Source organism: Sutcliffiella horikoshii (assembly GCF_021991925.1).
Lineage (GTDB): Bacteria > Bacillota > Bacilli > Bacillales > Bacillaceae_I > Sutcliffiella_A > Sutcliffiella_A horikoshii_F.
Window position 1 is genome coordinate 137,328 of the sequence record NZ_RXZI01000004.1, and the last position, 15,307, is coordinate 152,634.

Below are 15,307 nucleotides of genomic sequence, written 5' to 3' on the forward strand. Positions count from 1 at the left end.
TAGGCATCCTTTTTTATATGGTTTCTTTCATTTCCTCTTTATTTGATTCTTCTTCAGCGGTGTCAAGTGGATCTTGGGAGTCCATACTTTCATTGGAGGCTTCTTTCTTCTTTTTCAAAAACTCCTCTAATGCAAGCTTACTCTTTCTGGATGTAAGGATATATAAGAAATCCTTATCTTTGATTTCTGTATCACCAGATGGCGTTACAAGTATGCCAGCTCTTATGATAGCATTGATTAAAGTTTTATCCGGAAATTCCAGCTCAGCAAGAGTTTTTCCAACCATGTCTAAATCCTCCTCCACCTGGAACTCGATGATTTCTGCATTTGCTTTACCAATCGATACCAGCTCTAAAGAATGTATAGGAGCAATTTTCTTCGGCCCGGTGAGATTCAATTTTTTCGCAAGCATCGTAATGGTTGACCCTTGAACCAGAGTGGATGTCAAAACGACGAAGAAAACGACATTAAAGAATAATTGTGCATTCGGAATTCCTGCAATCATCGGAAATGTCGCGAGAACGATTGGTACTGCCCCACGAAGACCAGCCCACGATAGAAATACCTTCTCTTTCACACTGAAATCCATGCCTATTGTAGAAAGAAATACCGCAATCGGCCTAGCTACGACAATCAAAATAACCGATAATAACAATCCTTTAAGCATGATGTCCCACTGGAACAATTGTCCTGGGAAGACCAGTAACCCCAATATAATAAACATTAGAATTTGCATCATCCATGCAAACCCTTCATTGAATCGGAAAATCGACTGGCGATAGGTAAGTTCATTATTACCTATTATCAAAGCTGCCACATACACAGCTAACAATCCACTTGCTCCCATCAATGCAGCTATACTATAAGTTAATAAGGCAAATGCCATGGCAAAGACAGGGTATAGTCCAGATGAATCAAGATTGATCTTATTGATGGAAAGCGAAGCGAGCTTTCCAAGTCCTAACCCCAATAGTAAACCAATTCCCATCTGCCAAAAGAAGCTTCCGATGAACCCTATGTAACTAGGATTAGAGGCAGTAAGCAATTCAATAAAGGATAATGTCAAAAACACTGCCATCGGATCATTCGTACCCGATTCTGCCTCAAGGGTTGCCCCCATACGCGCTTTGATGTTCTGTCCTTTTAACACTGCAAATACTGCTGCTGCATCAGTTGAACCAACGATGGCTCCAAACAGGAAGGCTTCTAACCAAGACACATCCAAAATAAGCTTGGCGGAAGCCGCCACCAATGCTGAAGTCAGAATCACCCCAACAGTGGCCAATGATAAAGATGGTTTGACAACCTTGCGAACAGTTGCCCATTTTGTTTGCAAACCACCTTCAAATAAAATAATGACGAGTGCAAATATACCAATTAATTGAGCATACTTCACATTATCAAAATAGATGAAACCAAGTCCATCACTCCCTGCCATCATTCCAATAATGATGAAGAGAACCAATGCGGGAACTCCGAGTCTTGCCGAGAATTTCGTGGTAATAACTCCAACAATCAGAAGAAATGCGGTAAGCATAATAAAATAATCAACATTAAATGCTCCTTGTAACATCTTATCCCCCCTTATAAATTGACATCAATTTTAACTGGTATATTTTCTTGTTTGTTGATTCCCAAGTAACGAAGTGTTTCCGAAGGTGTAGCATGATGAAAGTGTTTTTGAAGTAATGAAACAGCGACACCACTTCTGTATGCATGATAGCCGAATGTTTTACGCAAGGTGTGAGTTCCCACCTTTCCGGGCACTCCTACATCCTTGGCGGCTTTATTTATGATACGGTAGGCTTGTTGCCGTGTAATCGGGGAAGAGCATTTTTGTGATTTGAATAAATAGTCTGTGGAGCCAAGCTGTCTTTTATGAAGATATTCCATAATTGCCTGCTTGACGTGTTTGTTCATGTAGATACAAGGTTCATTACCATAAAAATCTTTGACCTTGCCGCCTTCTGCTACATCCTCTACTTTTACATGTAGGAGTTCACTAAGGCGTAGGCCCATATTGATTCCCATGACAAAAAATAAGTAATCCCTTAAGGAGTAGTTCTTTAAATACTGTTTAATTTGTTTGATATATTTTCGATCCCTTAATGCTTCAACATACTCCATTAAACACCCTCCCTAATGTTACTTATCTTTATTATACCATATATATATGTAACATTTTAATGATATGCCTGAAATAAGAAAAACCGGGCGATTTTTGTCCGGTCCATCACCACTGTTCTTTTTAAGGGGTTTACAAACTGTTCATGAAGACCTCTCCTTAACGATAACTGGGTCACACAGGTCTTCATCCCGTTCATGAAGACCTCTCCCTTGCGATTACTGGGTCGCGCAGGTCTTCATCTCATTAATTTGAATAAACTAGATCATTTTTACTCGCAGTCCATTGCTATACTCTATTTATTCCTATCATAAAAAAAACACCGCTTAAGAGTGGTGTCAGTGTGTAGAAAAAGTTATTTAAAATGATGAGATTCTCGTGTTGATTGTAGTGAAAGGCGCGAAGACTCCCGCGGGAGGAAGGGACAGGTAAGACCCCGCAGGCGTAAGCCGAGGAGGCTTACGGACCGCCCGCAGGAAAGCGAAGCGCCTGGAACGAAGATCAACAGTTACTTTTAGATCTTCCGCTTAAGAGTGGTGTTTTTAGCTACCAATTATAAGAAAAGAACAACAAGTGTTCCCACGATGAAACAATAGATAGAGAAGTAAATCAAGTTCCCTTTTGCCATTATCCCCATAAACCATTTTAATGAAAAATAGGATGCAATTAATGACGCAATAAACGCAAGCGAATAAGGTAGAATAATTTCATTTAAGTTATCCATACCAAGCAAATCCTTTATTGCAAGAAGGATACTCCCTACACTAACCGGGATGAACAACAAGAAAGAAAATCTCAATGCGGTTTCTTGTTTCATTCCACGCGCCATTGCCGCAACAATGGTTGCACCAGATCTGCTGACACCAGGAATCAAAGCTACCGCTTGGGCAAATCCAACAATGATAGCATCCAAGGTAGATAACTCTGCATCATTTTTTCTTCCTCTAAGGTTACGAATCAACCAAAGAGCGATACCTGTGGCGATAAGTGTAAACCCAATCACTTTAATATTTTCCAAAGCACCGGAAATGGCATCACCGTAAACCACGCCAATAATTCCAGCAGGAATCGTTCCAATGATCAGATAAATGACAAACATGAAATCAGGTTTATCATCTTGACTCTTCTTCGTGATAAATCTCAATGCGCCAAAGAAAAGCCTGGAAATAGATTCACGGTAGATAATAAGGATTGCTATCAAGGATGCCGCATTTACCACGATTTCAAATGTCAAACCTTCAAGCCTCATACCCATTAATTCTTGCAGAATCATGACATGCCCGCTTGAAGACACTGGTATAGGCTCTGTAATACCTTGGAATATCCCAAGGAAAATATACTTTAATAAATTTATGATATCTTCCATGTAACTAAACCTCAATTTCTAATAATAATGAATACTAAGTATAACACATATGCCACTGCTAAAAAGCTACCTTCAATCTTTCCTATACGATAATTGGTTCTTGAAAAGACTAGCAGAATAACAGTCAGTATCAACATCAGGCCGATATCCACAAAGACTTTTCCGTTTACAGGAAGCGGGGTAATCAATGATGATGTACCTAGAACGAAAAAGATGTTAAAAATATTGCTTCCAACTATATTACCCAGGGCAATTTCACTTTGTTTCTTAATGGCTGCCATGATGGATGTCACCAGCTCAGGTAAAGAAGTACCTATTGCAACGATGGTCAGACCCACCAAAGTCTCACTCATCCCAAGAGAGACCGCAATCTCCGTACTGTTTCTTACTACAAGCTCCCCACCAAAAATAATGGCCGCTAATCCGATTACTGTCCGGATGCTATTTTTCCCCCAAGTGGCTTTTTCGGAATCCTCTTGCACTTCCATCTTGTCCCTGCTATTTCTTGCAACCTCAAAAATATAATACATAAAGATACTAAAAATCAACAGAAATATTAATCCATCGCTTCTTGTAATCAGATTTTCTGTGAAACCTTGAAGGACCACATCACTAATAAGCACTAGTAGTACCGTACTTCCGAGTAGGGTGAACGGTATTTCCTTTCTGATTGTCTCGCTTTCCACTTTTAAAGGGTTCAATAATGCCGTAAGACCCACTACAAGCGTAATATTAAAAATGTTACTTCCGATGACATTGCCCAGAGACACCTCTGCACTGCCATCAAGGGCAGCTAAAATACTAACTGTCGCCTCTGGTGAACTTGTTCCAAAAGCAACGATGGTCAGGCCGATCAGTAAGGGAGAGATTCGTAGGATCTTCGCGATCTTTGATGCTCCATCAACAAACCAGTCTGCCCCTTTAATGAGCAAAGCGAATCCAACTACCAGCAATAAGTAACTCATGACATATTCCCTTCCTTAGGAAAATAAAATATTTCCTTCTCTAACTTTATCCGGATTTTCTAACCTGTTCTTTTAATAGATCATACCAATCTTTTGTTTGATCTGCACTTTTTGAGTTAATAAAGATTTTATCATGTCCTGTTTCGATATATAAATAGGGAGAATTTCCTTTATAAATGAAGAGCAAGCTGTTTCCTACATCCTTGATCCGGAAATGTCCCTTAGAAATGGTAGGGGTACCATACCCATTTGTTCGAAGGGTGACTTCTGGCATTTCATCTACAAGTTCTATATGTGTTACTTCACTGTACTTCCATTCCTCTCCATACACACCGCTAATGACGAAGGTGTCTTCATTAAATGACATTTTCGGCTCTTGAAAGCCCAAGAAGAAGACAACCGCTAACGTACCAACAGTGATTACCGCGATAAGAACACTAATGATATAACTTCTTTTCCGCTTGCTGGGCAAATCATATCTGGAAACATAAATGAATCCACCCAATAACATTATTACCATTACCCCGATATGCATTTCTAATGCATAAGGGAAGGAAGTGAGCAGTAAAGGTAACAATGCCATCAAGACAAGTCCTGTTACCAATAACATTTTCCCCGTTTTTTGAGGATAACCATTCTTTATAAGCTCTTCCTGCTCGGATTTCGGACGTGAACGGAAGCTAGAAATCAAAACGTATGCCTCTTTCTTTAAGATCGCCCAGCCAATCACCAAGAAAATAAGTACAACCGAAAGTTGAATAAAAAACAATACCCACATATCTTCTTCCCCCTCTACCCCTCATTCTTACTATTCTTACGAAATTCAACGTCTATAAGTTTCAAAAAGAAAATACCTTATAAGTAAATAGATGGAGGTGATCTTGCATAAATGAGTTTAATGATCATCCTGATTCCTGTCGTAATCTTGCTTTTCCTATTTTTATTGATCGGTTTTCTAATCAGTAAAGGGTCCACCACATTTGAAGAGAAAAGGAGTGCCGGTATGATAAGAGTAGTTTATTATTATCTAATCCTGTTCATGACATTGATGATGACAATCGGAGGAAGTGTCGCAGCCTTCATGGCCATCGCTGATATCGTTTCCCCTTCCACTTATTATCAGACATACAGCGACTATAAGGAGATGAAATTAGCAAATAAGACTAAATACGACGAATCCGGAAAGCCAATTTCAGTACCGGAAATAGATGAGGATGAACTGCTTGCCGAGTACAATACGGTGGTGGCCCAGGAAAAAGAACGTAATAGAGAAATGGCTTGGAATAGCCTGATAAAAAGCTTCGGCTGGATTATCATTCCGCTTCCAGTCTTCATCTTCTATCAAAGAAAGGTTAGGAGAAATGAATAGATAGATGAAAGGTCACCTAGCATCGCTAAATCCTCTAGCGACCAGGTGACCCTTTTTGCCATGAAGGCTATTTATTTTCACAAGAAAAACTAGCTGATGATTGGAGCAAAAAGCGAAGTCATTCGCGGAAACCATCAGCGGTATATACTAGAAACTATTCAATCCTCTACCTTAGCCAATCTCTTTTTTTCCTGTCTGCTTGTCAACAAACTATAGATGACCGGAATAACGACTAAAGTTAAAACAGTAGAGCTCATCAATCCTCCAATTACCGCGATGGCCATGGGAGCCTGCAATTCAGTTCCTTCTCCCAAACCGATTGCAAGTGGTAATAAACCTAACATCGTTGTCAGGGCAGTCATGACGATTGGTCTTAGACGTGTTGCCCCGGCTTGAATCAACGCTTCACGCACCAGCATCCCCTTTGCTCTAAGCTGGTTCGTATAATCTATAAACACGATAGCGTTGTTTACTACTATCCCAACCAGTATAATGATTCCAATGAAGGCAGTAACCCCAAATGCATAGCCTGTTACAAACAATCCAAGTATCACTCCGATAATTGCCAGTGGCAACGTGAACATGATGATGAATGGTTGCAACAATGATTCGAACTGACTTGCCATTACCATATATACAAATACTATCGCCAAGACGACCGCCAATAATAAACTTGCGAACGCATCGTCCATCATTTCAGCCCCGCCACCTGTTTTGATGGTGTATTGATCGGTATCGATACTCAAATCCTTCACCATTTCATTAATGGCGTTTTGGACATTCATAGCGACGGAACCCATGTCTTTTCCTTCAAAGGTTGCCGTTATCACAATGGAATCCTGCTGATTTTCACGTACGACCGTAACAGGTCCTTCTCCCCTGATTACTTCACCGATATCCTTCAGAGCCACTTCCTGACCGGACTGGTTTGGTACAAGCAGGTTTTCAAGGTCCTCTTTCGAATTAGAAATCCCATCCATGTGCACTCTTACATCAGTGTCAAAAATGGTAGCCGCAACATTCCCTTGCAGTGATTCATTGATGAAGTTACCCACCTGTCCTGCTGTCAGACCATACTTAAAGGCTTCCTCTTTATCAAGAATAAATTGGTATTCAGGTTTCCCCGTTTGGACACTGTCCGATACAGAACGAATCTCTTCCAACTCATTCAAACGATCCGAAAGCTCCGCTGTGTACTCTTCTAACTTTTCTTTATCATTACCAAGAAGCATCACTTCCACCGCATTTTGTGCGCCACTCATGGCCTCCATGGAATTGCTAAGGTTGAAAGTCAGTGTTGCTTCCTCTTCCCATTTCTCTATATCATCTTTTACTGCATTCATCACCTGTTCTGTGGAACGCTCCCGATCTCCTGCTCCAACAAGCTTCACCGTCAAACTACCTTGATTTTCCCCGCTTCCAGTTGCTGCGGCCATCAGGGCATCGGCATTCCCAACAGAAGCTGTCACGATGTCCACTTCCGGAGTGGCCAATAATTCAGCTTCCATTCCTTCTACCACTTCCAATGTCCGTTCAAAGGATGCCCCTTCCGGAAGTTCCACGTCAACAGTGAACGTTCCTTCGTCTTGGGAAGGCATAAATTCTGTTCCGATTCTCGGAGCTAGGAATAAAGAACCTACCAATGTCCCTACCGCTAAAAGAATAATAATTAAACGATGATCCAGCGCCCATGAAATCACTTTTTTATAAGCCTTGTTTTCTTTCTTTTCTTTCACTTTATCAGATTTTAAGAGTATTCCTGCGAGTGCAGGTACTACCGTTAAGGCAACAGCCCACGATGCAAGCAATGCAAAGGTCACCGTTAGTGCGAGTTCCTTGAATATATCTCCTATCATTCCTCCGACGAACACCATCGGTAAGAATACTGACAGGGTGGTCAGCATGGATGCTGTAACTGCTCCCCCTACCTCTGTTGCACCCGTGATGGCCGCCTCTTTACGGGAGCCTCCTTTGACAAGATGACGATAAATGTTTTCAATAACGACTATCGCATTATCAACAAGCATTCCTACTCCGAGAGCTAACCCTCCAAGGGACATGATGTTCAGTGTCATACCTGAGAAATACATCAAAACAAAAGTGGCGACGACTGAAAAAGGAATCGCAATACCTACGATAAGTGTTGAAGCAGCCGACCGCAGGAATACGATAATGACCGCCACTGCAAATAGACCGCCAAACACTAGCGCAAGTGTTACATTGGAGATGGACTGTTTAATGACTTCCCCCTGGTCCATCGCTATATCAAAGGTCAGGTCATCATTGGCTCTTGCAATGGAATCCAATCTTTCCTGTACCGCAGATGATACTTCTGCAGTATTGGCTGTACCCTCTTTTTGGATACTGACCATCAAGCTTTCTGTTCCATTTGTTCTGGCAAAGGAAGTGACATCCTTTGGAGCCAACTCCACTACAGCCACATCGCCCAGGCTGATTATTTCCATGTCGGTCCCATTTGGCTTCATACTAACAGGAAGTTCTCTTAAGGCTTCGACTGTTTCTACTTTCGCAAGGATACGAAGGTTAAGCTTTTCGCCGTTCTCTTCGATGACACCACCAGGTAGCGTCAAATTGTTCCCTTGAATTAGCTGTACAATCTGTGATTGGGTTAGATTGTTTTCCTCAAGCTTTTCTTCGTTCAATGTTACGTTGATTTCCTCTTCAAAACCGCCAGTAACATTGACGCTTGCCACACCATCAATATTCTGTAATGGAGGCACGATCTGATCGTTAACCATTTCCTGAAGGGCTTCGATCTCCTCTCCACTCGAAACAGAGAATTGAACGATGGGCATCATGGTGGGATCAAATTTGATGATCGTCGGTTGGCCCACTGCATCTGGCAATTGAACCATATTAAGAGAGGAGCTGAGGTCCTCCCTTACTTCTGAAATATCTGTTCCCCACTCATATTGTGCAATGATGAGGGAGGAGTTGGAGCTGCTGCGAGATTGTAAGGTCTGCAGACCAGCACTCGTACCAACCACATCTTCAATCGGTTTGGTGACGATATCAGCCACTTCTTCCGGTCCGGCACCAGGATAAGTGGTCATCACAGCCAAGACTGGAGGGTTAATATTAGGCATTAAATCCATTTTCAAATTCGTTAATGATACAAAACCCAATAATAGAACCAGCATCATCATCATGATGGTGGTAACGGGTCTTTTCACTGCAATTTTTGGTATTTTCATTAGCTATCTATTCCTCCAAATAATGTTGGTAAGAGCACTAGTCTCCTCTTACCTTACTTTTCTGTTTTTCTATTATGTCAGTCTTGTGTTTCACATATCGGTATAAGTAAAAGCTTGGAATAAATGCAAGCAGCAAAGAGACAAGAAGATACCCCTCTATTTCCGCAGACAATAGACCATCCGCAATAAAACTCAACAAAAGGAGATAGAACGCGTTTCCTATGAGTGTAGCTGAGAAAAAGGGAATAAAACGGACAGAACTGACACCCCCAGTAAGGTTGATAAAACTAGATGGGATGAACGGGATCACCCTAAGCAACAAGACAAATAAGAAACCATTCTTCTCAAGTTTCTCTAGATAGCCTCTTTTCACTTTGTGTATCAAAAGGGATTGAAACCAATATCGAAAAACAATAAACCCCATCATTGCTCCCACTACACTAGTAGCAAGGCTCCATAGGTATCCTTGGACAAATCCAAACAACGCTATATTTATAACAATAATTCCAACAATGGGTATTACCGTAAATAAGTTCTGTATAAGCATAAGCAAGAAAGTAATCACGAGAGTCGTGAACATTTCTTCTCTGAGGAATAGTTTAATCTGTTCTATCTCGCCACTTTTGAATATGGCAAACCATTCTGATTGAACCACCCATATCAAAGACCCAGCCACTGCCGTGAAGGATAGTATTTTCCAAATCTTTCTCCTGGGAATGAAAGCCCCCTCCTTTCCTTGAATATTGTTTGCATTTTTAGAACTACTGACTTCTACCTTATACAGGGTACTATGTGAATATGAACACAAAATGAACATTCCGCATTACATTTTATAATTTTCCGCTAAAGGTAAGGAAAAGGTGAAGGTTGTTCCTTTTCCGAGGGTGCTATCTACCGAGATGGCAACCCCATGCTGATCTAGGATTTGCTTTACGATAGAAAGCCCTATCCCAGTTCCCAATTTACTGGACCTGGCCTTATCCACCTTGAAAAAACGTTGCCAAATGAAGGGAAGGTCCACTTCACTGATACCTTTGCCATAATCCTTTATCGTGATAGAGGCTTTGCTGTCTTTTTCGGTGAGAAACACTTCCATCCTGCTGCCTTTAGGTGAAAAGTGTATCCCATTTTGAATAAGATTTATTAACACTTGCTCCATTCGGTCTGCATCCGCTAACACTTCCATCTCTTTACCAGGTTCGAAAAACTCTATTTCTATTCGTTGCTTTGTCAGATTCGTCTCCATTTTAGCAATCACTCTTCTTACCTGTTCCGAAATATTATAAGCCTCTGGTTTCAGCGTAATTTGATTTGATTCCAGTTGTGTCATATCAAGCAGGTCATTGACCAGTTTGATTAGCCTATCCGTTTCATCTCTCATGATGGTTAAATAATGCTCCCTGCGGTGCTCAGGAATCGTACCATCCTGAATGGCCACCAGAAACCCTTTAATGGAAGTCAGAGGAGAGCGCAAATCATGGGAAACATTCGCAACAAAATCCCGTCTGGCCTGTTCCATACCGGCCAATTCTTTTGCCATGTAATTGACGGATTCCCCTAACTGTCCTATTTCGTCCTTTCTGTTGATGGTGACTTCCCTTGAGAAATCGCCTTTAGCGAATTCCAGTACGTTTTCATTCAACTCCCGCAATGGTGCAGTAATTTTCCTGGAAGCAAAGAAGATAATCATTCCTGTTATGGTTATGGTAATAAATATGGCTCCAAGATTTAGTAGACGAATTGGATTAACATCCCTATCAAACCCATGAAAGACTACCACCATTGCATGGTCCGGCTTTTCTTCCGTGGCTATCTCCATAGGCAATGCGATAATGAACATATGCCGGTCTTCCACTCTGATTTTCTTTACGGATTCTTCCTTGTTCAAAGCCTTTGCGATATATTCCTTGTCTATAATGGATAATAACTCAGTTCTTGAATCACTTAAGAACTTGAGCTCTCCGTCCTCTCCAAAAATAAAGCTTGTTTGATCTTCTTTATGCATACTCAGTTCCAGGGATGAGTCAAAAGTTCCTTTATCCAATTCTTTGGTTGATACTTCATTTATAAAACTTGTAAGCTGGTCCCTTTGATAGTAGATGGAATCTTGGTAATTCTTAAATAGAACACTGTGCAGCATATAGTTGAAAATCACAGCAAAAATTAAAAAAGAAACGAACAGGATAAGCAAAGAAGTCAGAAATAGTTTAATGAAAATGGATTTCCTGTTAATCAATTTCAATCATCATTCACCTCAAGTTTATAACCGATACCTCTTATCGTTTTCAATGCCCAGCTATCCGACTCCGGTTCGAGTTTTTCCCGGATTCGTTTAATGTGGACATCAATTGTTCGTGGATCACCGTCATAATCATAGCCCCATATCTTGTCCAAAAGCTGTTGTCTTGTAAAAACCTGATTGGGATTCAACGAAAGAAAATAAAGCAATTCCATCTCTTTAGGAGGCATTAATAATTCTTTATTTTTATAGGTAGCTTTGTATTCACTCATGTTAATCACTAAATCAGGTAATGTGATCAATTCTTTCAAATTTATCGAATTTGTTCTTCTCATAACTGCTTTCACCCTAGCAATCAATTCATTGGGGTCAAATGGCTTGACGATGTAATCATCCGCTCCAATAGTCAGCCCCCTTATTTTGTCGTAGCTCTCTCCTTTGCCCGTAAGCATGATGATAGGGATATCTGGGTTATCCCTACGAATTGCCTGACATACTTCCCATCCGTCCATCTCCGGTAGCATGATATCCAATATGATGAAATCCGGACTGTTGTCAAAGTATAAAGAAAGGCCTATTTCGCCATCCTCTGCACAAATGGCTTGGAAGCCTTCTTTTTCTATATACAAAGAGATGAGTTCCGATATATGAGGATCATCTTCCACAATTAATACTCTCAATGTCTTTTGCATAATTACCCCCTTCTTCTCATCAGAAACTGTATAAGAATCCTGCTGGTTTACGTTATACCACTTGCTGGTAATTGAAACGAAAGGTGTAGACTCCAGTGGGAGGTAGAGCGTGATGGAGACCCCGCAGGCTTGCCGAGGGGCTCCAACAGCTCCCTTCGGAGAGCCGTATCCTTTTGCAGAAATCAACAGCGTTGATTAACAGAGTCACCATAATAAGTGCTTTTTTTTATTATAGCCCGACAATATGAACAATCGATTAACAAATACTAAGAAAGCGCTTTACACATTTTTTACAAATTCCCTATTGACGAAGTGAAAAAAGGGGAGTAAATTAAGTATCATCATTTCATACATTTTAACCTATTGCTTAATCTTTACAGAGCGGGGGAACCATATTGATATTCGGTTATATCTGAATATCTTGGGGTGAATCGTACATTGTGCGAAGGGGACTCTCATCCTCTAATCCGGCAGCTAACCTCGTAAGCGTATTGAGAGAAGGGTCTATTATTAAAAATGGAGACCATTCTTTGAGTTGCAAAGATTGGTCTCTTTCTGATTTAAACAGGGGTATTTTATGACAGTAATCCCCCCTGGTGCCTTGAGTGCAGGGTGTGAGACTCCTGAGGGAGATAGCGGTAGCTTGAGACTCCACAGGCGAAGCCTAGGAGGCTCAAGCTCCGCCCAAAGGATAAGCGAACATCCGGAACGAAAGGCAACAGGCGAGTTTACGCAAACCCATTTACCTATTTTTTAAGAGAGAAGGAATAACCATGAAAAAGCAATTCGTTGTCATCGGCCTAGGCCGCTTCGGGGGAAGCATCGTTGAAGAATTCTCCACACTAGGCGTAGAAGTACTCGCCATAGACAAAGACGAAGACAACATCAACAAAATAAGCAAATATGCCACACATGCTGTTCAAGCAAATGCAACAGACGAAGCAACACTTAACTCACTGGGTATCCGCAACTTCGACCATGCGATCGTCTCCATGGGCGACGATATTGAATCAAGCATACTAACAAGCCTGCTACTAAAGGAAATGGGCATCAAACAAGTGTGGGTAAAAGCGACCAATAAATATCATCAAAAGGTATTAGAAAAAATAGGGGTGGACCGCATTATCCAACCCGAACGGGACATGGCTAAAAGGGTTGCCCATCATGTTGTGTCCGATAAAATCTTTGATTATATCGAGCTATCCAATAACCATAGTATCGCCGAGCTATTCGCATCCAAAAAAGTAAGCAATAAAAGCTTGACTGAATTGGATTTACGGGCAAGATTTGGCTGCACATTAATTGGCATCCAACGAAACGGCGATATAATCATTTCCCCATCTGCTGATGAAATTATTTTAGAAGGAGATTTACTTATCATCCTTGGTCGGAACGAAGATATCCATCGATTTGAAGATATAGGGGTGTAACATGTCAGGACTCACTTTTATTAAGTTGAATCCTCCACAATTACTCATAGTAGTATTTTTATTTTTTGCCTTTTCAGGGATGCTTTTATTGAAGCTTCCAGTTTCAACTACCGATTCCATCTCCTTAGTTGATGCTCTTTTTACAGCTACCTCTGCCATGACAGTCACAGGACTTGTTGTGGTGGATACAGGAACGGCATTCACCTTATTCGGACAGCTAATCATTCTGTTTTTGATTCAAGTCGGCGGGATCGGCATTATGACTTTCGCGGTCCTTATTTTTATCATGCTCGGTAAGAGAATCGGCTTTCAGGAGAGGTTGATTTTGCAACAGGCACTGAACCAAACGTCCGTAGGGGGAATTATCCTATTGGTCAGAAGGATCATTATTTTTGCCTTTCTTATTGAGGGTATGGCAGTTTTGCTCTTGTCTTATCGATGGATTCCGGAATACGGCTGGGTGGACGGATTTTATTACAGTGTTTTCCACGCCATTTCAGCATTCAATAATGCAGGATTCTCTATCTGGTCAGACAGTTTAATGCAATATGTAGGGGATCCTGTAGTGAACATCGTCATTTCCTTTCTATTCATAATAGGAGGAATTGGCTTCACCGTTCTGACAGACCTTTGGTATACAAAGGAATTCCGCAAACTGACCTTGCATACGAAAATCATGTTGTTCGGAACACTAGCAATAAACTTGTCCGCCATGTTCGTCCTTTTTGTTCTTGAATACTCCAATCCTGCCACTCTAGCAAACTTAAGTTTGGTGGAAAAGTTGTGGGCTTCCTACTTTCAGGCTGTGACGACCAGGACAGCGGGATTTAATTCTATAGATATCGGTTCTCTGGAGACTGGCTCCATCATATGGATGCTGCTATTGATGTTTGTTGGAGCAGGGAGCACATCCACTGGTGGAGGGATCAAATTAACGACATTCATCATTATCATTTTGGCTGTAAACACTTTTATAAAAGGCAAGCATGAGATTGTCGTTTTCAAAAGGTCCATTCATCAAAATTATGTACTAAAAGCGCTTGCTATATCAACCATCAGCATATTATTCATCTTTGTATCTTTGTTTATTTTATCCATTACTGAACAAACAGACTTTCTTCTCCTTCTTTTTGAAGTGATTTCCGCTTTTGGTACAGTCGGTTTATCCATGGGCATTACATCCGATTTAACTGATATCGGAAAAGGGGTCATCATCTTCATTATGCTACTCGGGAAGCTTGGTCCCCTTACACTGGCATATTCCCTCGCTAAGCCGCGTCCTGCAAAAGTCCGTTACCCCAACGAGGACCTTTTGACTGGATAATGAAGAAAGCTCCCAACGCTAAATCGTGTGGGAGCTTTCTAACTTTAATAGTAACGCTTACGGAACCCTTCTTCCATAAGGTATTGCTTGGCTTCATTATAGGAAGGAAACGTTCCATCGAGGTTCTTGCCTGCATATACATTCCACATGTCATCTTCTTGAACCATGTGCAAAGTATGCCCTTCATCATTTGCCCATTTCTCTTCTTCGAACACTTCATCGTTTGTTTCCACTTCATAATCTTTACTCAGTTGATCAATTGATTTCCCGATCAACTCCTTCAATTCTTCCGCTTTTAACTCACGGATATTTACCATTCCCTTATCATCCGTTTTATAGCCTTGGATTCCTTTTGCGTAAACGAAGCCATTGCCATTAGGATGAAGATGATAAACAACGTTCTTTTTATCACTTAAACTCTCTTCGTATTGGAAGTTGACCCGTTTAAGGGATACATCTTTTCTTGTCAATTGTGGAAAGGATTCTATGATTTCAAGCTTTTGTTCAAAAGTTAGCATAATGCCTCCAATGTACATTTATTAGTATCGGTACATTATAGCATTTGCAGGGAATGAAGAAAAG

Annotated in this window: 14 protein-coding genes and 1 riboswitch; of the genes, 3 read left to right on the top strand and 11 right to left on the bottom strand. The window is 40.9% G+C overall.

What is annotated here, in order from left to right; translation table 11 throughout:
* Nucleotides 1-13: 13 nt before the first annotated feature.
* From EKQ44_RS12915 to EKQ44_RS12940, 6 genes are all read right to left on the bottom strand, one after another.
* Nucleotides 14-1,573, bottom strand: a complete 1,560-nt coding sequence (locus EKQ44_RS12915; RefSeq protein WP_237663970.1) for a potassium/proton antiporter — start codon at nt 1,571-1,573, stop codon at nt 14-16.
* An 11-nt stretch (nt 1,574-1,584) separates the two neighbouring features.
* Nucleotides 1,585-2,127, bottom strand: coding sequence for a tyrosine-type recombinase/integrase (locus tag EKQ44_RS12920; RefSeq protein ID WP_237663971.1), 543 nt, complete (start codon nt 2,125-2,127; stop codon nt 1,585-1,587).
* A gap of 56 nt (nt 2,128-2,183) precedes the next feature.
* Nucleotides 2,184-2,324 (bottom strand): hypothetical protein, encoded by a 141-nt coding sequence (locus EKQ44_RS12925; protein ID WP_237663972.1) that lies wholly within the window; start codon nt 2,322-2,324, stop codon nt 2,184-2,186.
* A 354-nt stretch (nt 2,325-2,678) separates the two neighbouring features.
* Nucleotides 2,679-3,491, bottom strand: a complete 813-nt coding sequence (locus EKQ44_RS12930; RefSeq protein WP_237663973.1) for an undecaprenyl-diphosphate phosphatase — start codon at nt 3,489-3,491, stop codon at nt 2,679-2,681.
* An 11-nt stretch (nt 3,492-3,502) separates the two neighbouring features.
* Nucleotides 3,503-4,456 (bottom strand): calcium/sodium antiporter, encoded by a 954-nt coding sequence (locus EKQ44_RS12935; protein WP_237663974.1) that lies wholly within the window; start codon nt 4,454-4,456, stop codon nt 3,503-3,505.
* Nucleotides 4,457-4,502: 46 nt separating this feature from the next.
* Nucleotides 4,503-5,234, bottom strand: a complete 732-nt coding sequence (locus EKQ44_RS12940) for a DUF3784 domain-containing protein (RefSeq protein ID WP_237663975.1) — start codon at nt 5,232-5,234, stop codon at nt 4,503-4,505.
* A 111-nt stretch (nt 5,235-5,345) separates the two neighbouring features.
* Between EKQ44_RS12940 and EKQ44_RS12945 the strand changes: the two genes are divergently transcribed.
* Nucleotides 5,346-5,825, top strand: a complete 480-nt coding sequence (locus EKQ44_RS12945; protein ID WP_237663976.1) for a hypothetical protein — start codon at nt 5,346-5,348, stop codon at nt 5,823-5,825.
* 158 nt (nt 5,826-5,983) lie between these two features.
* Here EKQ44_RS12945 and EKQ44_RS12950 read toward each other — a convergent pair whose 3' ends face one another.
* The 4 genes from EKQ44_RS12950 to EKQ44_RS12965 all read right to left on the bottom strand — a co-directional run bounded on the left by EKQ44_RS12950 (nt 5,984) and on the right by EKQ44_RS12965 (nt 11,971).
* A complete protein-coding gene (locus EKQ44_RS12950; RefSeq protein WP_237663977.1) occupies nt 5,984-9,040 on the bottom strand; it encodes an efflux RND transporter permease subunit in 3,057 nt (1,018 codons plus the stop codon).
* A gap of 37 nt (nt 9,041-9,077) precedes the next feature.
* Entirely contained in the window at nt 9,078-9,695 is a 618-nt protein-coding gene (locus tag EKQ44_RS12955; RefSeq protein WP_237664088.1) for a TVP38/TMEM64 family protein, read from the bottom strand.
* 168 nt (nt 9,696-9,863) lie between these two features.
* Nucleotides 9,864-11,282, bottom strand: coding sequence for a HAMP domain-containing sensor histidine kinase (locus tag EKQ44_RS12960; protein ID WP_237663978.1), 1,419 nt, complete (start codon nt 11,280-11,282; stop codon nt 9,864-9,866).
* Nucleotides 11,279-11,971 (bottom strand): response regulator transcription factor, encoded by a 693-nt coding sequence (locus EKQ44_RS12965; protein WP_237663979.1) that lies wholly within the window; start codon nt 11,969-11,971, stop codon nt 11,279-11,281. The genes EKQ44_RS12960 and EKQ44_RS12965 overlap by 4 nt, the downstream gene beginning before the upstream one ends.
* Before the next feature lie 354 nt (nt 11,972-12,325).
* Nucleotides 12,326-12,474: riboswitch (cyclic di-AMP (ydaO/yuaA leader) on the top strand.
* A 270-nt stretch (nt 12,475-12,744) separates the two neighbouring features.
* Between EKQ44_RS12965 and EKQ44_RS12970 the strand changes: the two genes are divergently transcribed.
* Nucleotides 12,745-13,401, top strand: coding sequence for a potassium channel family protein (locus EKQ44_RS12970; RefSeq protein ID WP_237663980.1), 657 nt, complete (start codon nt 12,745-12,747; stop codon nt 13,399-13,401).
* A gap of 1 nt (nt 13,402) precedes the next feature.
* On the top strand, nt 13,403-14,725 hold the full coding sequence (locus tag EKQ44_RS12975; RefSeq protein ID WP_237663981.1) for a TrkH family potassium uptake protein: 1,323 nt from the start codon (nt 13,403-13,405) through the stop codon (nt 14,723-14,725).
* Between the two features lie 44 nt (nt 14,726-14,769).
* Here the strand turns inward: EKQ44_RS12975 and EKQ44_RS12980 are convergent, their stop codons facing one another.
* Nucleotides 14,770-15,243 carry a hypothetical protein gene (locus EKQ44_RS12980; RefSeq protein ID WP_237663982.1) on the bottom strand — a complete coding sequence of 158 codons (474 nt, stop codon included), beginning with the start codon at nt 15,241-15,243 and terminating at the stop codon, nt 14,770-14,772.
* Nucleotides 15,244-15,307: the final 64 nt, after the last annotated feature.